This is a genomic window from Variovorax sp. PvP013, assembly GCF_050435945.1.
Classification (GTDB): Bacteria; Pseudomonadota; Gammaproteobacteria; order Burkholderiales; family Burkholderiaceae_C; genus Variovorax.
The window spans coordinates 211,529-231,965 of sequence record NZ_JBNDLF010000006.1; the positions used below are offsets into that span (position 1 = coordinate 211,529).

At 63.9% G+C, this 20,437-nt stretch carries 16 protein-coding genes, 1 pseudogene and 1 riboswitch; of the genes and pseudogenes, 11 read left to right on the forward strand and 6 right to left on the reverse strand.

All coding sequences use genetic code 11. The annotated features are described in order from the left end of the window. Positions 1-46 precede the first annotated feature (46 nt). The gene (locus tag ABID77_RS16995; RefSeq protein ID WP_429598265.1) at positions 47-1,585 is read right to left on the reverse strand and encodes a PepSY domain-containing protein; all 1,539 of its coding nucleotides are present in this window, start codon (positions 1,583-1,585) and stop codon (positions 47-49) included. Between the two features lie 7 nt (positions 1,586-1,592). Next, positions 1,593-3,779, reverse strand: a complete 2,187-nt coding sequence (locus tag ABID77_RS17000; protein WP_429598267.1) for a TonB-dependent receptor — start codon at positions 3,777-3,779, stop codon at positions 1,593-1,595. 127 nt (positions 3,780-3,906) lie between these two features. Then, positions 3,907-4,174, reverse strand: a riboswitch (cobalamin riboswitch). Positions 4,175-4,655: 481 nt separating this feature from the next. On the opposite strand from ABID77_RS17000, the gene ABID77_RS17005 reads away from it, so the two are divergent. Further along, positions 4,656-5,411 (forward strand): SDR family NAD(P)-dependent oxidoreductase, encoded by a 756-nt coding sequence (locus ABID77_RS17005; protein WP_429598269.1) that lies wholly within the window; start codon positions 4,656-4,658, stop codon positions 5,409-5,411. Positions 5,412-5,740: 329 nt separating this feature from the next. On the opposite strand, the gene ABID77_RS17010 is transcribed toward ABID77_RS17005, so the two are convergent. After that, entirely contained in the window at positions 5,741-6,214 is a 474-nt protein-coding gene (locus tag ABID77_RS17010) for a metallophosphoesterase family protein (RefSeq protein ID WP_429598271.1), read from the reverse strand. 253 nt (positions 6,215-6,467) lie between these two features. Further along, on the reverse strand, positions 6,468-7,403 hold the full coding sequence (locus tag ABID77_RS17015) for a LysR substrate-binding domain-containing protein (protein ID WP_429598273.1): 936 nt from the start codon (positions 7,401-7,403) through the stop codon (positions 6,468-6,470). Positions 7,404-7,575: 172 nt separating this feature from the next. Here ABID77_RS17015 and ABID77_RS17020 point away from each other — a divergent pair, with 172 nt between their 5' ends. From ABID77_RS17020 to ABID77_RS17035, 4 genes are all read left to right on the forward strand, one after another. Then, the gene (locus ABID77_RS17020; RefSeq protein WP_429598317.1) at positions 7,576-8,241 is read left to right on the forward strand and encodes an RraA family protein; all 666 of its coding nucleotides are present in this window, start codon (positions 7,576-7,578) and stop codon (positions 8,239-8,241) included. A 7-nt stretch (positions 8,242-8,248) separates the two neighbouring features. Then, entirely contained in the window at positions 8,249-9,262 is a 1,014-nt protein-coding gene (locus ABID77_RS17025; protein WP_429598275.1) for a Bug family tripartite tricarboxylate transporter substrate binding protein, read from the forward strand. A 51-nt stretch (positions 9,263-9,313) separates the two neighbouring features. Beyond that, positions 9,314-9,976, forward strand: coding sequence for an RraA family protein (locus tag ABID77_RS17030; RefSeq protein WP_429598277.1), 663 nt, complete (start codon positions 9,314-9,316; stop codon positions 9,974-9,976). Positions 9,977-10,058: 82 nt separating this feature from the next. Further along, the gene (locus ABID77_RS17035) at positions 10,059-11,273 is read left to right on the forward strand and encodes a pyridoxal phosphate-dependent aminotransferase (protein ID WP_429598319.1); all 1,215 of its coding nucleotides are present in this window, start codon (positions 10,059-10,061) and stop codon (positions 11,271-11,273) included. A 206-nt stretch (positions 11,274-11,479) separates the two neighbouring features. On the opposite strand, the gene ABID77_RS17040 is transcribed toward ABID77_RS17035, so the two are convergent. Both ABID77_RS17040 and ABID77_RS17045 read right to left on the reverse strand, forming a co-directional pair. Then, positions 11,480-12,562 (reverse strand): chemotaxis protein CheB, encoded by a 1,083-nt coding sequence (locus ABID77_RS17040; RefSeq protein WP_429598279.1) that lies wholly within the window; start codon positions 12,560-12,562, stop codon positions 11,480-11,482. Between the two features lie 549 nt (positions 12,563-13,111). Next, positions 13,112-14,035, reverse strand: coding sequence for a LysR substrate-binding domain-containing protein (locus ABID77_RS17045; RefSeq protein WP_429598281.1), 924 nt, complete (start codon positions 14,033-14,035; stop codon positions 13,112-13,114). Positions 14,036-14,155: 120 nt separating this feature from the next. Here ABID77_RS17045 and ABID77_RS17050 point away from each other — a divergent pair, with 120 nt between their 5' ends. The 6 genes and pseudogenes from ABID77_RS17050 to ABID77_RS17075 all read left to right on the forward strand — a co-directional run. Next, complete coding sequence (locus ABID77_RS17050) at positions 14,156-14,905, forward strand: SDR family NAD(P)-dependent oxidoreductase (RefSeq protein WP_429598283.1); 750 nt, start codon at positions 14,156-14,158, stop codon at positions 14,903-14,905. Between the two features lie 154 nt (positions 14,906-15,059). Continuing rightward, a complete protein-coding gene (locus ABID77_RS17055; protein WP_429598285.1) occupies positions 15,060-16,070 on the forward strand; it encodes a TRAP transporter substrate-binding protein in 1,011 nt (336 codons plus the stop codon). Between the two features lie 120 nt (positions 16,071-16,190). Then, positions 16,191-18,071 carry a TRAP transporter large permease subunit gene (locus ABID77_RS17060; RefSeq protein WP_429598287.1) on the forward strand — a complete coding sequence of 627 codons (1,881 nt, stop codon included), beginning with the start codon at positions 16,191-16,193 and terminating at the stop codon, positions 18,069-18,071. 117 nt (positions 18,072-18,188) lie between these two features. Beyond that, positions 18,189-19,028, forward strand: coding sequence for a transketolase (locus ABID77_RS17065; RefSeq protein WP_429598289.1), 840 nt, complete (start codon positions 18,189-18,191; stop codon positions 19,026-19,028). Further along, positions 19,028-20,056 carry a transketolase family protein gene (locus ABID77_RS17070; RefSeq protein ID WP_429598291.1) on the forward strand — a complete coding sequence of 343 codons (1,029 nt, stop codon included), beginning with the start codon at positions 19,028-19,030 and terminating at the stop codon, positions 20,054-20,056. The genes ABID77_RS17065 and ABID77_RS17070 overlap by 1 nt, the downstream gene beginning before the upstream one ends. Positions 20,057-20,234: 178 nt before the next feature. After that, positions 20,235-20,437, forward strand: a pseudogene (locus ABID77_RS17075) (NAD(P)(+) transhydrogenase (Re/Si-specific) subunit alpha); the annotation flags it as partial.

The window sequence follows — 20,437 nt, forward strand, 5'->3', positions numbered from 1 at the left end:
ACTAACTGCTGAGTGCATTGACGACCATGGCCATGCCGTAGCCAAGTCAAGTTCTCATCGAACGGCGCCGCTGACGTTTCAGTCGTCGCCAACCGACGACGACGCCACTGACCGAGGCGACCATGCCGACAATCGACAGCACCCAGACGACGATGTCCCAGGCCGGCCGGTGCGCGATCAGCCACGGAAAGTCCAGGCTGTGCGCAGCGTTGAACAGCCATCGCCGCAGGCGCGTTATACGGTCGCTGCTGCCCACGACTTGGCCGTCGGTCGGATCGATGTAGATCCAGCTGCCCGCCGAATCGTTAAAGCGGATGCGCCACACGGGCAGCACACGCTCCCGGTGGTGCCCGTACCAGTGGAAGTCAGCCCGCGTCTGCAGCGTCGCATCGACGATCGAGGCGCCAGGACGCAGTCGCATGGCGGCACGAACCAGATCTTTTTCGTCGATCGCCACATGCTCGCCCGACACAGAATCCACGACCTGCACGGCCGCCCGCGCATCGCGCAACCGCAACAGTGCCCGACCGTCGAACCACACGAGCACGGCCTCGCGCGGTGCAGCCATGTCGGTGCCCACTGGCAGAGCGATGGGCGGCCAAGGAACGTCTGGCGTGCCGGCATCGATGCCGGCATACCGCGCCAACGCGCCGGCGTCGGTGCCACCCCGCTGGAACCAGCCATTGGGATTCATGGACAGCCATCCGCTCACGATCCAGGTCAGCACGAAGAAGCCGCCCAACAGACCGGCGATGTGGTGCCAGGCCATCCAGCCCATGTAGGGCGTGGCCGAGCCGCTGCGGTAGCGCTGCCGCAAGCGAAGACGCAGGATGCCGATCACGATGCCCGTCACGGCCGAGACGATGCACGCCGCCGACAGCCACACCATCACGTCGTGCCACAGCGGGGGGTCGGCGCGCAGCGGCGTGAAGTAGATCCAGTGCGGCACCGACCCGAGCCAGTTCCAGAAGCGCTCGGCACGCGTGGTATCGCGCACCACCTCGCCATTGCGCTGGGACACATAGAGTTCCGTGCCTTGCGCATCGCCCACCGCGATGCGGTGCAGCGGCCGCAGCGCATCCAGGCCCTGGGGCACGGTCCATTGATCGCGCGCCAGCGTCTCGACCCAGCGCGCCTGCGGATGACCCGAGAACGCACGCGCGACGGCCGTGGCCTGGGCGGCATCGACATCGCCCAGGACCCGACCCGTGCGGGCGGACACCGTGAGGCGGCCGCCGCGTGCGTCCACGATGCGCCACACCGGTTCAAGGCCGAGGCCACGGCCGGGAACGGGTCCGCCGGTCTGCATCTCCAGACCGATGCGGCGTGGCGGCAGGTCGCGCACATTCGCAGGCAGCAGCGCCAGCGCGGCCGCCGGCGCCACGACGGCCTGCTCGAGTCGCAGCGGTGCGAGGCCCGCCAGCCGCTCGTCGTCGGTGAGGTTCGGATACCTCACGTACATCATCACCACGCCCGAGGCGAACCACATGACGAACAGCAGGCAGCCGCCGATGCCCAGCCACCGATGCGTCCAGTAGAGCCCGTGCCGCACGCGCGGCCAAGCCCGTCGCCAGAGTGCAGTCATGCCGCCTTCAGAAGTTCACCAGCGCCGAGAGCTCGACCGCGCGCGGCCGGCCCAGGAGCCACTGATTGCCGCCATTGGAGAACGACACCGGGTAGCGGCGATCGCCGAGGTTGTAGCCGCGCAGCGCGAGCCGCAATGACGGGCTCGCGCGCCAGCTCACCCCACCGTCGGCCACCGCGTAGGAGCCGATCTGGCGCGTGTTGCCCGCGTCGACCTGGCGCGCGCCCACATGGCGCACACCGACGTCAGCCTCCCACTGCGGCAGGAAACGCCAGCGCAGCCAGAGGTTGGCAGCTTGCTCGGGCACCCCCGTGGGTGTGTTGCCGGTCCGCGAAATCAGGGCGCCGCCCACCACCTCGTTGAAGTCGTCGTAGCGTGCGCGCAGCTTCACGACGTTGGCTTCGAGCCGCAAGGTCGAGGTCAAGGCCCAGTCGAGCGTGGCTTCGATGCCCTCGGAGGACTGCCTGCCGATCTGCTGGGTGAGGTTCGGATTGAACGTGTCGCGCGAGAGCAGTTTGTCCTTCTCGATGCGGTAGGCGGCCACGGTCCAGGCGCCCTTCCCTCCCGCCAGCTGTCGCTTGTAGCCCACCTCCACCTGCCGGCCGGTGCTCAGGTCGAAGGGCACCTGGGTGGCGGACGTGGTGATCAGCGAGGTCAGCGGATCGGCTGCCCGCGCCACCTGGGCATAGAAGGATTGCGCAACGTCAGGCGCATACACCACGCCGAGCCGGCCTGTGGGGAACTCGAAGGTCTTGTCGATGGTGTTGGCCGCATTGAGGAGATCCGCGCGCTCGACCTTCGCGTGGTCCCAGCGAACGCTGCCCACCACCGACCAGCGATCGTTGAATTCCAGCTTGTCCTCGGCGAAGAACGCATGGGTGTTCGTGCGGGTGCGATAGCGCGGCGTGTACGCCACCGGCGAAGCGTACAGGCTCGGATCGAAGACGAAGGGGTCGACCGTCGAGCGTCCGCCGTAGGGCGAGTCGTTGGTGTGCTGGAAATCGATGCGATTGACGTCGAGCCCGACGAGCACCTGGTTGCTCAGGCCGAGCAGGTCGTGCCGGAGCGTGACGTCCGTGCGGTTGCCGATCTGTTCCTGGTCGTGACCGATCTGGAGGTAGTCGCCGCGCGCCACGCGGCGGGTCGCGGCATTGAAGGTGTAGCTCTCGGTGTTGCGCCAGTGACGCTGGCTCGCCAGCCGGTAGAGCTGGTTGCGCACGGTCACGGCGCTGCCGGGCGCCCACTGCGCGTCGAGGCGAGTCCACCGGTCGTCGTACCGGATCTCGGCGTCGTCGACGTTGTAGTTCTGACGCAGGGTCCTGACGTCGAGGCGGCCGTCGATCAGTGGCACGCCGTAATAGGTCTGCGCCAACTGACGGCCCTCGTCATGGGACAGCGTGAAGCTCAGCCGCGGCGAGACATCGAGGCGCACTGCGGCGCCCACGGCCAAGCTGTCGGCCTCACCCCGCTGCATGAAACCATCGGTGCGACGCTGGCTGACGTCAAAGCGGTAGGACAGGCGATCGTTGATGGCGCCACCGCTGCCGAAGGCGAGCTGGCGGGTGGCGTCCGAGCCTAGCGTCAGCAGGGCTTCGTTCTGGATGGGCGCCTGCATGGGCTTCTTCGGCACCACGTTGATGGCGCCACCGATGGCGCCCTCCCCGTACATCACCGAGGCGGCACCACGCAGCACCTCGATCCGATCGATCGACCAGGTGTCGAAGGGAAAGGTCACGGTGCCGGCACCGGCATAGAGCCGGGTGCCGTCGAACAGCTGCATGACCGAGCCATGGCCGGAGAAGCCGCGTGCCGCCATGGCGGTGCCGCCGTTGCCCGGACCCGGGGAACCGGTGATGCCGGTGGCGCGCGTGGCGGCCTCGACCACCGAGACGTCGCCGCGCGCACGGATGAGGTCACCGCCGAGCACCTCGATGCTCGCGGGCGTCTCCAAGGGCGTCAGACCCAGCCGACTGCCGGTCTCGGTGGGCAGGTCGATCGAGAGCGGCGTGTGTCGATCGGCTTCGACCTGGACCTGGTTGAGGCTCCGGTCACTGCCTCCCAAGGCGCGTTCGGATTGCTGGGCGACGACGCCGGCAGGTCCGACGGCCAGACCGATGCTCAACGAAAGACTGGACAGGCGCGTGCGACGACCGGGCACGCTCGCGCAATCGCGCAGGGGCGATGTTCGACTCATTGACTTCTCCTTCGACCCGCGTCCCCGCGGGTTTCGAACCGATGGCGGATGCGCGGGAGAAGGAGATGGGCCGGCCGCGCGCGGCAAGGCGTGCGAGCTCCGGGCCCGGACACGCCCTCCCGCAAGTCCGAAGGCAGTCTCGAAGGCCGGTATCCGGGCTCGCGGAGTGCTCGAGTGCATGACATGCACTAGAGCGGAACCACCTCGCCTTCCCACGCCGAAGCGCAGTGGTTGCCTGCCCCTGTGAAAGAGCAGGCCTGAGGGTTTCCGTATCCGCTGACCGTTGCGGGGGCAGCGCAGGCTTTGAGACGTCAGCGACGACGTCTCGCACCTGCTTCCCGTTTAACCTGCCGCACCATGGCTGGTTCGGCAGGCACCTTCGGACTGTGACCACCCCGACGAACGTGGGTTCGCAGTGGCGGCGGGCGGATTATAGGAAGTGCTTTCCACCTGTGTGTGGTTGGCGAAGAGGTGTTTCCCCCGGACTTGCCGAGCATTCAAGCCTGTGAAACAGGGCCATATGGATGCAACCGGCACGTTCCTTTATGTTGATAAACCACAATCTCCAGTCTTATCATCAACCGCTTAGGTATATATCGAAATTTTAAAACATCGTTTCGATAAATCCTATTTGAATCGCAACAACAATTAAATTTAATCAAAGGCAATTGTGTCGATTTTTAGGACAAGCCAAAGGGCTTTTTATTCGTTCGAGGGTGAATTGGGAAAGCCATTGAATTTACTCGGACACGACGTCAGATGCCTGCACCAAAAGCCGGTCGAAGACCAGCAGCAAGCTTTCAGTGCTGGCCTGCGATGATCATCGTCCTTTTCCATTGCGCCCCACCAGCGCCCTTTCCACTTTAAGGAAACAGCATGATCGTGTTCGTCACCGGCGCCTCTTCAGGGTTCGGCGCAGCCATCACCCGGCGCTTCGCGGCCGCCGGCCATCGCGTGATCGCGGCCGGGCGCCGCGAGGAGCGTCTCAACGCGCTGGCCGACGAACTCGGACGCGATCGCGTGCTGCCCTTGGTCCTGGACGTCCGCGACAGGGATGCCGTAGCCGCTGCCGTGAACGGTCTTCCCGCGGACCATCGCGACATCGACCTGCTGGTCAACAATGCCGGTCTGGCGCTGGGCCTGGAGCCAGCCCAGAAAGCCGACCTCGCCAATTGGGACGCCATGGTCGACACGAACGTGAAGGGGCTGATGTACATGACCCACGCGGTGCTGCCTGGCATGGTGGCGCGCAACCGCGGCCACGTGATCAACCTGGGCTCCACGGCGGGAGCGTATCCCTACCCCGGGGGCAACGTGTACGGGGCCACCAAGGCCTTCGTGCGGCAGTTCTCTCTCAACCTGCGCGCCGACCTGCTGGGCACGGCCGTGCGGGTGACCGACATCGCGCCGGGCATGGTCGGCGGCACGGAGTTCTCGTCGGTGCGCCTCAAGGGCGACCAGGCCCGGGTAGAGACGATCTACAAGGACGCCAACCCCCTCACCCCCGACGACATTGCCGAAGCCGTCTTCTGGACCGGGACGCTGCCCGCGCGCATGAACGTCAATTTCCTCGAGGTCATGCCCGTGACGCAATCCTTCGGGCCACTGGCCATCCACCGGCAAACCGTCTAGTGCTGCTTGGCAGATCGATCCAAATGCGTTCTGTGGACTGGCTGGACATCGATCAGACCATGGGCCTGCGCACCTTCGACGGCTCGGTCTGCTTCAGGCCGCCATCTGCCGCTCGACCCGAGCGAGAAACGCGGTGTTCCTGTGTGCGCTGCGCGCAGCCGGTGAAGAACAGCGTGGCCACTGGCATGAGGAAGAGCCATGCCACGGTCAGCAGGAAGACCTTGGCAAGGTCGGCTCGAACGGTTTTTCCAGTGTCATGCGCGCGTCCAGTCTGTGTGTTGTTTGCTCCGAGGGTGCCAGAGCAAGTACGAACGCTGCTGACCGTTGGCTCAACGTGGAGGCGAAACGTCCAGCGTGATCAGCCGCGGCGTCACCTGACCGCCGTCGATCCACAGTTCGCCCACAGAAATCGGCAGGCTGAAGCGACGCGGTCCCGCGCTGCCCGGGTTGATGAACAGCACCCCATCGCGCTCGACCATTGACGGCTTGTGCGAGTGGCCAGATACCACCACACGCACGTTCGCACCGGCCGCAGCCAGATTCAGATCGGCGATGTCGTGCACCGCGTGCACCGCGACGCCGTCCAACACCACAGTCAACGACACGGGAATGTCGGCCGCCCATGGCGCATGGTCGTTGTTACCGCGCACCACGCTCATCGGCGCGATCGCCGACAGTCGCGCCAGGATGTCTGGCCCGCCGATGTCGCCGCCATGGACGATGTGATCGCAGCCGGCGAGGAAGGCCAGGGCTTCGGGGCGCAGGAGGTTGTGGGTGTCGGAGATGAGGGCAATGCGGGGCATGGGATGAGGCGCCACACGCTAGGGGGCTACAACTTTGACCTTAACTCAAGCACGCAAGGTAATCGGCTGTTGAAACCAACTTATTTTGACACTGCACTGCGTCCCGTCACAAACCTATTGCCCTAAGATTATTTACATAATCAGGTGCGAATTGGAGCATCAAAAGTGTCTTTGCTGTTGAATCTGTCTTGGCTTTAACCCATCCAGCTGGTAGTCGGCAATTCTGCTGCGACCCCAAGTGCCTTCCTGACTTTTAACAATTCTCATTCTTTTCATAGCTAAAGATATCATTCTCAGACCGCAACCAAGCAACTGCTTCATCGACCATGGGGTGATGGCGTTTTAAATTCCATGCAGCCGCAGCCGTGACGACCATGATCCGTTCCTTCAAGGGCCGAATCACCACGTTCTCAGGAGCAAGCTTTTTCATGGATGCTGGTACGAGTGCCAGACCCTGGCCGCAGCTGACATAGGCGATCTGGGAAGTGACCGACCTGACTTCGTGCGTCACCCGTGGCGCGAATCCATGCGCCCGGCATACCCCGGTGAGCATGTCAAAGTACACCGGACTGACCTGCCGCGACGACATCACCAGTTGCTCCTTGGACAGTGCATTCAACCGAAGGCGGGGTTGAGCGGCCAGTGGATGATTTCTGGGCAAGGCCACGGCCAGCCTGTCCTCCGCCAGCGCAAATGTGGCGATGTCGCTTCCGATCTTTCCATCAAGGCGCACAAAGGCCAGATCGAGTTCCCCGGCTTCCAGCGCCGGCACCGCGTCGACGCTGTCGATTTCCTTCACGAACACGGTCAGGTGTGGATGGGCGCGCTTGAGCGCTTCGAGCAACGGCGGCACGATCTCCAGCATGGCAGAGGTGATGGCGCCCACGTGCAGGACGCCCGACTGACCGGCTGCGACTTCGCGGACCACGCGCTCCAGTTGCTCGACCTGTCCGGCAAACCGGCGCACGGCGGGCAGGATCGCGGCCCCTGCGGGACTGAGCTTCGTTCCTCGCCTCGAGCGCTCGAACAGCTGCAACTTGAGCGCCTGCTCCAGCACCTTGATCTGTTCGGTGAGCGGCGGCTGCGACATGTTGAGCCTTTGCGCGGCCCGTCCGAAGTGCTCCTCTTCGGCAACGGCCAGAAACATCCACAGTTGCTTCACCAAGCGGAAATCGATCGTGGGGCTCATGGGGGCTTTCGTGATTCATGGGTGCGCGGGCGCAGCAGATCGAGCGGTCGTTCGACGCACGATCCGAAGCCTCTCTGTTCTCATTGTCGGATCACAGCGATACGAAGATCGGAATTCACATATCAGGCAGCCGATCAGAAGATGCATGGGTACCTTCACCAGAAACGGGACCATGACTTCTTCTTCGCCACTCGATCGGCTTGCCGCGCTGGACACCAACACCGTCTCCGACGCGCTCGATTTCCTCGGCCTGCCTGGCGCCACCCACGGTCTGCGTCCCCTGTGGGACTGTCCCAGGATCGTCGGCCGTGCCAGCACCATCCAGTTAGGCCGCAAGGGCGATGCGCAGCCCACGGTGCACCTGATCTCACCCGTCATCGACGCCGTTACCACCGACGACCGCGTGCTGGTCGTGGCCGGCGGCATGGAAGGCATCTCGTGCTGGGGCGACATCCTGGCCAACGCGGCCAAGGCCCGAAAGGTGCGTGGCACCGTCATCGATGGCCTGAGCCGCGACATCGACGGCAGTTCCTCGATCGACTACCCGGTCTACGGGCGGGGCGTGACCATGATCAGCGCGCGCAACCGCGTGATCCAGATCGATTCGGGCAAGCCCGTACAGATGGCCGGCGTCACCGTCAACGAAGACGACTACGTGATCGCCGACCGCTGCGGCACCGTCTTCGTGTCGGCTGCGCGCATTGATGACGTGTTGGACCTCGGTGAGCGCATCGCCCGGCGTCAGGACGGCATGGTCACGGCCGTGCGCAACGGGCGCTCGGTGGCCGAGGTCATGCACGACAAGGAATTCGAGGCCATCGCCGGACAGCCCAGGTGACCAAGGCATGAATTCGACAGCGTCGTTCCTTCAGCTCCAAAAGTTCAAGGTGACCCCATTGCGCCATCTCGCCTGCGTGCTGTTCGCTGTTGCCGCCAGCAGCCCTGCATTTGCTCAACCCTCAGAGGCATTTCCATGCCCGGTGATCAAGTTCGTCGTGCCTTACCCGCCGGGCGGCTCCAGCGACATGCTGGCGCGCCTGATGGTGCCAGGCCTGACCCAGCGATTGGGTACCACCGTCGTCGTGGAGAACAAGACCGGCGCCGCCGGCAACATCGGCACCGCCGCGGTCAGCACCTCGAAGGCCGACGGATGCACTTGGCTGCTGGGCAACAGCACCAACGTGGTCATCAGTCGCAACCTCTACCAGCTCGCAAGCGATCCCATGGCGGCATTGACCCCGGTGGCCGAAGCCGCGACCGTGCCGATGGTGCTGTACGTCAATGCACAGCTGCCGGTCCGAGACGTGAAGTCGTTCATCGATGACCTGCGCGCCCATCCCGGCAAGTCCTATGCTTCTCCGGGCAGCGGCACGCCGCACCACCTGCTGGGGGAACAACTGAAGCTGGACCACAAGCTGGAGCTCACGCACGTGCCTTACCGGGGTTCCGGACCGGCAATCCAGGATGTGCTCGCGGGCCATGTCGCCTTCGCGTTCGAGAGCACCAGCTCGATCGTTCCCCATCTGGCCGGCGGAAGGATCCGTGCCCTGGCCACCACGGGCGACCAGCGCTCCACCGCGCTGCCCGACGTCCCGACGATGAAGGAGCTGGGTTTTCCGAAGTTCGTGGTGACCAACTGGTACGGCGTGTTCGTGCCCAAGGGCACGCCTGCGCCTTTGGTGGTCCGGCTCAACACCGGCATCCACGACACGCTCAAGGCGCCGGAAATCGCCGAAGCACTGACCAAGCTGGACTCTCAAAACGTCGGCTACGACGCCACGCAATACCAGCAGTTCGTGAAAAAGGAAGGCCCGCTCTGGGAGTCGCTCGTCAAGCGGACGAGCGCACGGGTCGACTGACGGACACGACCAGCAGACCCCCGACAACGCATCAACTTTGGAGTGACACGCATGAACGCAGAAGACAAGGAACTGGTCGCCCTCTTCGAAGGGTTGGACACCCCGGGCGTTTCCGACGCCATGGACAAGCTGGGCCTGCATGGTCAAGCGCTGGGCATCATGCCGTTGGCTGACTACACGCAGGCGGTGGTCGGTCCAGCTTTCACGGTCAAGTACGTGCCAGCCAGCAACCCGCCAGGCACGGTGGGCGACTTCATCGACGACGTGGCCCCGGGCGACGTGATCGTGATCGACAACGACGGGCGCACCGACTGCACGGTTTGGGGCGACATCATGACCCAGTATGCCGGCCTGCGTGGCATCGCCGGCACGGTGATCGACGGCGTGTGCCGCGACGTGAGCAAGGCTCTGGGCGACAACTACCCGATGTTCAGCGCCGGTCGCTTCATGCGCACCGGCAAGGACCGCGTGCAAGTCGAGTCAGTGAATACCACCGTCGCCATCGGCGCCGTGCGCGTGGCCGCACGCGACATCGTGGTCGCCGATGCCAATGGCGTGGTCGTCGTGCCGCGCCACCGCGCCCGCGAGGTGGCCCAGACCGCACGCCAGATCGAAGCAATCGAATCGCGCATCCGCGAACAAATCGCGCAGGGCAAGACCCTGGGTGAGGCACGTGCGGCATTGGGCTACCACCAACTGCAGACCAAGGCCTGATGCAATGACAACGATGCACGGCGCTGAAAAACCGGCTCCCGCTGGAGCTGATTCACGTCTCGATCTGGAAGACCGGGCGACGATGACCACGACCCGGGGACTCAACCGCTACCTGTCTGCTGCAAAGCCATCGGCCACCTACAAGGTCATGGATCGCGTGGCCGCCCGACGCGCCGAGGGGGCCCGGATCATCTCGCTGAGTGCGGGCGAGCCGGATTTCGACACGCCCCAGCATGTCTGCGATGCCGGCATTGAGGCGATCCGTAAGGGCCACACCCGCTACACGCAGGTGGCAGGCCTGAGAGCATTGCGCGAGGCCGTGGCGGCCAAGTTCGAGCGTGAGAACGGCCTGGAGGTGGATTGGCGTCACACGCTGGTGACCAGCGGCGGCAAGCAAGTGATCTTCAATGCGCTGGCAGCCACGCTCAACGAAGGTGACGAGGTCATCGTGCCCGCACCTTACTGGGTGAGCTACCCCGAGATCGTGCAACTGTGCGGTGCCAAGGCCGTCACCGTGGCCTGCGGTGCCGAAAGCGGATTCAAGCTCACACCCGAAGCGCTGGAGGCCGCCATCACCCCTCGCACGCGCTGGCTGATCCTCAACTCGCCGTCCAACCCCACGGGCGCGGTGTACGGCCGTGACGAACTGCAGGCGCTGGCTGAAGTGCTGCTGGCACACCCGCGTGTTCTGGTGCTGAGCGACGACATCTACGAGCATCTGATCTTCGACGGCATCGAATTCTTCACGCTGGCGCAAGTCGAACCTCGATTGCGCGACCGGGTGCTGACCATGAATGGCGTTTCCAAGGCTTATGCCATGACCGGCTGGCGCATCGGATTCTGTGCCGGACCGGGCTGGCTGATCGAGGCCATGGAGAAGCTGCAGGGGCAGCAGACTTCGGGCGCATGCACCATTTCACAACATGCGGCGCTGGCCGCCCTGACGGGCCCGCAGGATTTCATTTGGGAGTCGCGCAGGGCGTTCCAACGACGGCGTGACATGGTGGTGCAATTGCTCAACCAGACGCCCGGCCTGCGTTGCGAAATGCCTCAAGGCGCGTTCTACGTGTTCGCTTCATGCGAAGGCTGGCTCGGCAAAACCACGGCTGCGGGTACGCGACTCGACAGTGACGAAGATGTGATCGGCGCTCTGTTGGACGAGGCCAATGTGGCCACAGTGCATGGCAGTGCTTTCGGGCTCGGGCCGTACTTCCGCATCGCCTATGCGCTCGATGACGCATCCCTGCGACATGCGTGCGAAACGATTCGACAATTCAGCCAGACCCTGATCAGTTGAATGGTTCAAGGGCCTGCCATCAAAACATCCATGAATTGTCGGGGCTTGATCCAAAGACCATGACAGTCAGGCATGCAATCTCATGTACCAAAAAGCATTCGCATCAACGCGTGTGGCATCGAACATCGGTGGCACCGCCATGGATGTAGCTGCCATCCATCGTGGCAGAAGCCGTTCTCCTATTCGCTCAACAATTGTTGAATCAATCAGCTGTCTCGTGTTTCATTAACAAGCCGAGAGATTTGCCGAGCTGACATTTGAAGACGCACGTAGTGACGTTGATCCATTTCTCGTGAAGCAGCCGCATTGAGACAGCACAGCATTCCAAAAAGCGTCCCATCGGCGAGCCAGACGGGTGTAGCCATGTAGACTCCAATGAACAAGGGAAGGACCGGGAGGTAGTGCGTCAAACGCAGTGCCTCCACATCAGGCATCACAGCAGGCAAGCGACCGTCGAGCTCCCGCTGACATAGGCTCTGGTGCTTGGGATACGACATTCCATGCATCTGCATTTCATTTGTCCCGGGCGTCGAATGAGTGATGACAACTTTGTCTCCAACTTGCTTCGTGACGAACACGATGTCCATGCTCAAGTCGTTACGGATCACTTGAAGAATGTCTTCGATGCTGCGATCCAGTGACTTGGTTCGGTCCTCCTCTGAAGCCCGAGTCTGTAACGCAATTTCGTGGATCTTCTCCGCAGACAGCGTCTCTACCGGTCCAGGCTCGGCCACCAGATCCATGATCAGTTTGCCCAGTTGGTCGAGCATGACCGAATACTGGACAGCATTGCTGCGCAGGGCACTCACCGGCATGCTGAAGAACGCCGCCTCGTTCGGACGCTGAACCACGCGCGTGCCCTCAACCTCGGTGATGGCGCGCAGACCTTGGGTGCCATCCGTTCCCAGGCCACTGAGCACGACGCCGATGACCTCGGACTGGTACCAGTGCGCAGCGGAGGCGAACAGACGATCCGCGTTCGAGCCTGCACCATCGAGCGTCACACCCAGTACGTCCACGCCGACAAAGACCAGACCGTCCTCGGCAGTTATGACATAGACATGGCCTGCCTGGAGATGATCGCCTTCCCGGGCATACACGATGTTCGGGTGGGATGCAAAGCGCCATTTTTTGCTGATCAGACGCTCGATCGAACGGCTCTGCAGCCCGTGGAGGTGGGCGACAACCGAGATTGGAAAGATGGCCGGCATCTGGCGGATGAACCGTGCCAACGCATCGATGCTCTCGATCGACCCGGCAATGACAACCACGCGAGGATGGGAGTGCATGGCATGAACTCTTGGGCGGTTGCGCCTATGTCTCGCCAACGATGAGCCGTCGCACCAGAGGTTCGATCTCGGCAGCGCGGCCGGCACGTCGGGCAACGTGGCCACAGAGGACGTCGCGTACCTGCTTCAGAGCTGGACCATAAGACGGACATCGGCCTGCAGAAGCTGATCGATGCCGAATCGTTCATCAGCATGGACCTGGAGCGCGAGAAATCATCGCGCGTCGTCAGAGCAATGTCGGCTGGATCGATTTCCGCCGATGCGCTGTCACGCAGAAATGGACCACTGACGCATCGTCTGCGCAAACCGCTGTGATGAGATGCGCTGGAGTCAGGCCTTTTTCGTAGGAACCTTGGCAAACCAACCGACCAGCGCTGCCAAACCGGGCACCATGGCCACCGACACAAGAGATACGATCATGAAAACATTCCTCAGGACACTCATCCCGAAGTCATAGTGTAAACCCTTAAGGGTTTACCCGTAAAATTGGGGTGAGACGATCTTGCGATTCCTCACCCGATGCACGAAATGGGTCACGGCAGAAGGTGATCAGCGTGACAAACCCGCTTTCTGCATGCGGGGATCGGCAGGCGTCACCGCATGCGTCAGGACCCAATTGACGAAGCTGAGCACTTCGGGCCGCTGCGCATGGCGCTCCGGGTACACCAGGAAGTGCGCCTGCACAGGCAGGTACTTCCCGGTCTCGAACACGGGCCTCAACTTCCCCTTGCGAAGGTGCGGTTCACCGATCGACGTGCTCTCGAAAGCGACGCCCAGACCCTGCACGGCCGCATCTAGAACCATGAACGCGCGATCGAAACGGTAAGCATAGCTTCCGGGCCGGTGAAGGATGTTCTGGACCGAGAACCAGTCCGGCCACTGCACCACCCCCACGCTGGACTGGATCAATGGAACGCGCGTCAGGTCTTCAGGGGTCGCAATGCGATGGCGTTTCAGGAAGGCCGGACTCGCAAGAGGCATCACTTGCTCGTCGAAGATCGGGCGGGCCGTGAGCTGCGGCCAGTGAGGCACGCCATAGCGGATGTCGATGTCCGTGTGCCCGGCAGCAAAATCTGAATGCGTCACGGACGCCGACATCGATAGCGAGATCTCGGGATGATCCTTCGCGAAGTCCTTCAATCGCGGCATGAGCCATAACGTCGCAAAGCTCGGTGTCGAATGCACATGCAATGAATTGCTGACACCTCTTCGCGCGTTGTCGGTCGCGGCACTGATCGCCGCCATGGCACCGCTGACGCGCTGGAGGTAGTCGCCGCCCGCCGTCGTGATCTCCACGCTGTGCGACGTGCGGACGAACAGCCGGATGTCGAGAAACTGCTCCAGCTTGGCGATCTGATGGCTCACGGCCGAAGGCGTCAGGTGCAATTCGTTGGCGGCGAGTGCGAAGCTCTTTCGTCTCGCGACCGCCTCGAAGGCGATGAGGCACGGGAAAGGCGGAAAGGATGAACTCATGGTGTGAATCCGGGTAAACCCAAAGATGACAAACTATCAACTTAGACTGAAAAAGTATCGCTTGTTTTCAGGCATGCGTGTTTCCACAATCACGCCGTTCCAAATCAACCGGAGACATACATGCTGCTCACGAACAAGGTCGTTCTCATCACCGGCGGTGCCGGCCTCAACGGCCTGGGCTTCGCCACTGCCATGCAGATGGCCAGCCAGGGCGCCCGCGTGGCGATCATGGACCTCGAAGGCGCCAAGCCCGCAGAGGCCGCCAAGCAGCTCGGCGACGAGCACCTCGGGGTGGTTGCCAGCGTGACCGACAAGGCTGCAGTCGATGCGGCGGTGGACCATGTCTTGGCCAAGTTCGGCCGCATCGACATCCTGGTGAACAACGCCGGCATCACGCAGCCGCGCAAGACGGTCGACATCTCGGCGTCTGACTACGACGCCGTGCTCGACGTGAGCCTGCGTGGCACGCTGCTGTGCTCGCAGGCGGTAATCCCGGCCATGGAGCGCCAAGGCAGTGGATCCATCATCTGCATCTCCTCGGTGTCGGCGCAGCGCGGCGGCGGCATCCTCGGCGGCCCGCACTACTCGGCGGCCAAGGCCGGCGTCCTGGGCCTGGCGCGCGCCATGGCACGCGAACTGGGCACGGCGGGTATCCGCGTCAACTGCATCACGCCCGGCCTGATCGGCACCGACATCATCAAGGGCAAGCTGACCGAGGACCGCAAGGCCGAGATCGCCGAGACAATTCCCCTGGGTCGTCTGGGCCACCCCAACGACATCGCGGGCGCCTGCATCTTCCTGGGCAGCGACCTGTCGGCGTACTGCACCGGCATCACGCTCGATGTCAACGGCGGCATGCTGATTCACTGAAGCATTTGCATTCGCGACCCGCTGGGCGGGTCGACTGAACTCTCGTTCCTGGCTCTTTTTCCACCGACAAAACAGTGGGCCGGGAGAGATGCGTGCGTGCCGCGCTGGTCATGGCACAGACCCACCACCGAAAACCTTCTGGAGACAAACCATCATGACCCAACTCACCCGCCGCTCCCTGCTGGCCGGCGCCACCGCCCTGCCGCTGTTCTCGATCGTCTCGCACCGCGCCGATGCCGCCGAGTTCGAACTCAAGTACGCCACCGGCCAAGACCCGACGCACCCCGTCAACCTGCGCGCCAAGGAAGCGCTCGACCGCATCCGCGAGGCGACTTCGGGCCGCGTCAACATCAAGCTGTTCCCGGCCAACCAGCTCGGCAGCGACACCGACCTGCTGGCCCAGGTGCGCAACGGCTCGGTCGAGTTCTTCAACCTGTCCTCGCTGATCCTGTCGACCTTCGTGCCGCTGTCGGGCATCACCAGCGTGGGCTTCGCGTTCAAGAACTACGATGACGTGTGGAAGGCCATGGACGGCGACCTGGGCAACTTCATCCGCGCGGAGATCGCCAAGACGCCCATCTTCACGGTCTCCAAGATCTGGGACAACGGCTTCCGCCACATCACGTCCTCGACGCGCGAGATCAAGACCGCCGCCGACCTGAAGAGTTTCAAGGTCCGCGTTCCGCCGGCGCCGCCGCTGACCTCGCTGTTCAAGGCGCTCGACGCTGCGCCCTCGCCAATCAACTTCAACGAGCTCTACACCGCGCTTCAGACCAAAGTGGTGGAAGGCCAGGAGAACCCGCTGGCCATCATCTCAACGGCACGCCTGTACGAGGTTCAGAAGACCTGCAGCCTGACCAGCCACGTCTGGGATGGTTACTGGGTGCTGGGCAACAAGCGCGCCTTCGCCAAGCTGCCCGCCGACCTCCAGCAGATCATCACGCGCGAGCTCGACAAGTCGGCCACTGACCAGCGCGCCGACGTGGCCCGGCTGAGCACCAGCCTGATCGCCGACCTCAAGGCCAAGAACATCAAGTTCGTCGACGTCCAGCAGGACGACTTCCGCAAGAAGCTCGCCGGCACGGGCTTCTACGGCGAATGGAAGACCAAGTACGGCGCTGCCGCCTGGGACCTGCTGGAAAAGGTCTCCGGCAAGCTCGGCTGACCCTCGCTGCCGAGCATCGGTCATGACTTGACCGATGCCAGCCCGTTCAACAACATTCGCAATGGAAGCGCCGCGCCCGGTCGTGGAGGCCGGAGGCTACCCGTTGCATGAAGGAATGCTATGCATATTCTAAGTGACGATCCCGAAGCCGCGGGCGAGACCGGCTGGCGCGAGCCCATCCCCTGGCTCGAAGGCCTGAACAAGGTCATCGCGACCCTGGTGGAGATCCCTGCCGCACTGCTCGTGCTGGCCGAGGTCGTGGTGCTGCTGATGGGCGTGGGCAGCCGCTACGTCTTCCATGAACCCCTCATATGGTCCGACGAACTGGCTTCGATCCTGTTCCTGTGGCTCGCCATGCTGGGCTCGATTGTCGCCCTGCAGCGCGGCGAGCACATGCGCATGACCGCGGTCGTGGGCAAGCTCGAACCCCGCCGGCGCGTGCTGCTGGACCTGGTCGCCATCGCCGCGGCCATCGCCTTCCTCGCCTTCACCGTGCATCCGGCCTACGAGTTTGCCGCCGACGAAGCCTTCGTGACGACGCCGGCCATGGGCATCCCCAACTCGTGGCGCGCAGCGGCACTGCCGATCGGGCTCGGCCTGATGATGCTGGTGGGTGTCATCCAGATCTTTCGCGTGGGCAAGCTCAAGGACGTCTTCATAGCCACCGGCCTGGTCGCACTGGTCGTGGGCGTCATGGCGCTGATCGGCCCGTCTCTCAAGGGATTAGGTAACTGGAACCTCCTGTTGTTCTTCGTCTTCGGCGTGGGCTCCATGGTGATGCTGGGTCTGCCGATCGCGTTTGCCTTTGGCTTGGCCACCCTGGGCTACATCTCTCTGACTACCGGAACGCCCACGGTCGTTGTCGTCGGCCGCATGGACGAGGGCATGAGCCACCTGATCCTGCTGGCCGTGCCGCTGTTCGTGCTGCTGGGCCTGCTCATCGAGATGACCGGCATCGCCCGGGCGATGGTCAACTTCCTGGCTAACCTGCTGGGGCACGTGCGTGGCGGACTCTCCTATGTGCTGATCGGCGCGATGTACCTGGTCTCGGGCATCTCGGGCTCGAAGGCGGCGGACATGGCGGCGGTGGCCCCGGCACTGTTCCCGGAGATGAAGAAGCGTGGCGCCAAGCCGGGCGACCTGGTGGCGCTGCTGTCGGCCACGGGCGCGCAGACCGAGACGATCCCGCCGTCGCTGGTGCTCATCACCATCGGCTCGGCCACCGGCGTGTCGATCGCCGCCCTTTTCACCGGCGGCCTGCTGCCGGGCGTCGTGGTGGGCGCGACGCTGGCCGCGCTGGTGTGGTGGCGCTACCGCCACGAGGACCTGACCGGCGTGCGCCGGGCCACCCGCGCCGAGATCGGCAAGTCGTTCCTGGTCGCCATCCCCGCGCTGGCACTGCCGGTGGTGATCCGCGCCGCGGTCGTCGAGGGCGTGGCCACGGCCACCGAGGTCTCGACCATCGGCATCGCCTACGCCGTCGTCGCCGGCCTGCTCGTCTACCGACAGTTCGACTGGAAGCGCATCTACCCGATGCTGGTGAGCACGGCGTCGCTGTCGGGCGCCATCCTGTTCATCATCGGCGCGGCCACCGGCATGGCCTGGGCACTGACGCAGTCGGGCTTCTCCACGGCGCTGGCCGACGCGATGAAGGCCCTGCCCGGCGGCGCGGTCACCTTCATGGCGGTGTCGGTCGTGGCCTTCATCATCCTGGGCTCGGTGCTCGAGGGCATCCCCGCCATCGTGCTGCTCGGGCCGCTGCTGTTCCCCATCGCCCGCCAGGTCGGCATCCACGAGGTGCATTACGCGATGGTCGTGACGCTCGCCATGGGCATCGGTCTGTTCGCGCCGCCCTTCGGCGTGGGCTACTACGCGGCCTGCGCCATCAGCCGCATCCATCCGAACGAGGGCATGAAGCCGATCGTGGGCTACATGGTCGCTCTGTTCATCGGCACCTGCCTGGTGGCCGCGATCCCCTGGATCTCCATCGGTTTCCTCTGATCCGGCCACCAATCACTGGCAATTCCGCTTTGAACGCGCCACGCGGAATTGCTTTTGCGTCTCCCTCGACCCCGCGCGTTCATTTCATCGCTCACCACTTCCGCAAGGAGCTATCTCATGTCTGATCTATCGACGCTTCAACAAAGCGCCTACCGCATCCGCCGCTATGCGCTGCGCATGGGCGAAGTCCAGGGCCAGGGCTATATCGGCCAGGCCCTGGGCTGGGCCGATGTGCTGGCCGTGGCCTACAAGCACGCCATGACCTACCGACCCGAGGACCCCGAGTGGGAGGGCCGCGACCGCTTCCTGCTCTCGCACGGCCACTACGCCATCGCTTTCTATGCGGCCCTCATCGAGGCCAAGATCATTCCCGAAGAGGAACTCGAGACCTACGGCAGCGACGACAGCCGGCTGCCGATGTCGGGCATGGCGACGTACACACCCGGCATGGAGATGTCCGGTGGTTCGCTCGGCCAGGGCCTGCCGATCGCCGTGGGCATGGCGCTGGGGCTGCGTTTGAAGAAGAACCCGGCCTTCGTCTACAACTCGATGTCCGACGGCGAGCTCGACGAGGGCTCGACCTGGGAGGCCGCCATGGGCGCCGCCCACCACCGGCTGGGCAACCTGATCTGCCTGGTCGACATCAACAACCAGCAGGCCGACGGTCCATCCGGAAAGATCATGGGCTTCGAGCCTCTGGCCGACAAGTGGGCTGCCTTCGGCTGGCACGTGCAGCGCGTCGACGGCAACGATATGACCGCCGTGATCGCCGCCTTCGACGCCGCCCGGGCGCTGCAGGAGGACAAGCCGCGCGTCATTCTGTTCGACACCCTCATGGGCAAGGGCGTGCCGTTCCTGGAAACCCGTGAGAAGAACCATTTCATCCGCGTCGACCCACCCGAGTGGCAGCAGGCCATCGGCCATGTCGACAGCACGCAAACCGAAGGAGCCGTGTGATGAGCACCCCCACCACTACCCCCGTCGCAACCACCCCTGTCGCCGAGAAGAAGCCGCGGCTTACGACCTCGGCCATGATCGCTTCGATCGCCAGCGAAGGGCAGCGCGTCAAGGCCGCGCCGTTCGGCAAGGCGCTGGTCGACCTGGGCCGCGAGCGCCCGGAGGTCGTCGGCATGACCGCCGACCTCGCCAAGTACACCGACTTGCACCTGTTCGCCAAAGAGTACCCGGAACGCTTCTTCCAGATGGGCATGGCCGAACAGTTGCTCATGGCTGCAGCCGGCGGCATGGCCAAGGAGGGCTTTGTGCCTTTCGCCACGACCTATGCCGTCTTCGGCACGCGCCGGGCCTACGATTTTGTCCATCAGGTCATCGCCGAGGAAAACCTCAACGTCAAGATGTGCTGCGCGCTGCCGGGCCTGACCACCGGCTACGGCCCCAGCCACCAGGCCACCGAGGACCTGGCGCTGATGCGCGGCATCCCCGGGCTGACCATCATCGATCCGTGCGATGCGCTTGACATCGAGCAGGCGGTGCCGCAGATGGCCGACCATCAAGGCCCGGTCTACATGCGCCTGCCGCGCGGCAACGTGCCGCTGGTGCTCGACGAGTACGACTACAAGTTCGAGCTCGGCAAGGCCAAGCTGATCCGTGACGGCAAGAGCGTGCTGGTGATCTCCAGCGGCTTCATGACCATGCGCTCGCTGGAAATGGCCCAGCAACTTCAGGCTGATGGCGTCGACGTGGCAGTGCTGCACGTGCCCACCATCAAGCCGCTGGACGACGCGACGATCCTCGCCGAGGTGCGGCGCCTCGGCCGCTTGGTGGTCGTGGCGGAGAACCATTCGGTGATCGGCGGCCTGGGCGAAGCGGTTGCCGGCCTGCTGATGCGCTCGGGCGTCACGACGGCGTTTCGTCAGATCGGTCTGCCTGATGCCTTCCTCGACGCCGGTGCATTGCCCACCCTGCATGACCGCTATGGCATTTCCACGCAGGCAATGAGCCAGCAGATCAAGGGCTGGGTCTGAAGCAAGCGAATTGCCACCCGTGACAGATGGTGGACTTTGTCCAAGCTGATCGCATGCACAGTGCCGTCGACCTTGAGTCATAAGCATTTCGCATGCGGCCAGAGCCAACTTGTTTTGGCTCGTCAGTGAGGACAGAGGTACTGTCACCGGCACGTCCAAAAAGCAACCGGAGCATTGCATGCAGATAGGCGTACCTGCCGAGACGGCAGAAGGCGAGACACGGGTGGCCGTCACCCCGGAGACGGCGAAAAAGCTGGTGGCGCAGGGTCATGCGCTGCGCATCCAATCGGGCGCGGGCGTCGCCGCCAGCGCGACCGACGCCGCCTACGAGGCCGCCGGCGCCACCCTCACCGACACGGCCGGGGCCTGGGGCTGCGACGT

Coding starts and splice junctions, on each gene's coding strand:
- ABID77_RS17000 (WP_429598267.1), bottom strand. CDS start 3,779: ATGAGTCGAACATCGCCCCTGCGCGATTGCGCGAGCGTGCCCGGTCGT.
- ABID77_RS17045 (WP_429598281.1), bottom strand. CDS start 14,035: ATGAGTTCATCCTTTCCGCCTTTCCCGTGCCTCATCGCCTTCGAGGCG.
- ABID77_RS17030 (WP_429598277.1), top strand. CDS start 9,314: ATGAACGCAGAAGACAAGGAACTGGTCGCCCTCTTCGAAGGGTTGGAC.
- ABID77_RS17020 (WP_429598317.1), top strand. CDS start 7,576: ATGACTTCTTCTTCGCCACTCGATCGGCTTGCCGCGCTGGACACCAAC.
- ABID77_RS17025 (WP_429598275.1), top strand. CDS start 8,249: ATGAATTCGACAGCGTCGTTCCTTCAGCTCCAAAAGTTCAAGGTGACC.
- ABID77_RS17060 (WP_429598287.1), top strand. CDS start 16,191: ATGCATATTCTAAGTGACGATCCCGAAGCCGCGGGCGAGACCGGCTGG.
- ABID77_RS17005 (WP_429598269.1), top strand. CDS start 4,656: ATGATCGTGTTCGTCACCGGCGCCTCTTCAGGGTTCGGCGCAGCCATC.
- ABID77_RS16995 (WP_429598265.1), bottom strand. CDS start 1,585: ATGACTGCACTCTGGCGACGGGCTTGGCCGCGCGTGCGGCACGGGCTC.
- ABID77_RS17050 (WP_429598283.1), top strand. CDS start 14,156: ATGCTGCTCACGAACAAGGTCGTTCTCATCACCGGCGGTGCCGGCCTC.
- ABID77_RS17035 (WP_429598319.1), top strand. CDS start 10,059: ATGACCACGACCCGGGGACTCAACCGCTACCTGTCTGCTGCAAAGCCA.
- ABID77_RS17055 (WP_429598285.1), top strand. CDS start 15,060: ATGACCCAACTCACCCGCCGCTCCCTGCTGGCCGGCGCCACCGCCCTG.
- ABID77_RS17040 (WP_429598279.1), bottom strand. CDS start 12,562: ATGCACTCCCATCCTCGCGTGGTTGTCATTGCCGGGTCGATCGAGAGC.
- ABID77_RS17010 (WP_429598271.1), bottom strand. CDS start 6,214: ATGCCCCGCATTGCCCTCATCTCCGACACCCACAACCTCCTGCGCCCC.
- ABID77_RS17015 (WP_429598273.1), bottom strand. CDS start 7,403: ATGAGCCCCACGATCGATTTCCGCTTGGTGAAGCAACTGTGGATGTTT.
- ABID77_RS17070 (WP_429598291.1), top strand. CDS start 19,028: ATGAGCACCCCCACCACTACCCCCGTCGCAACCACCCCTGTCGCCGAG.
- ABID77_RS17065 (WP_429598289.1), top strand. CDS start 18,189: ATGTCTGATCTATCGACGCTTCAACAAAGCGCCTACCGCATCCGCCGC.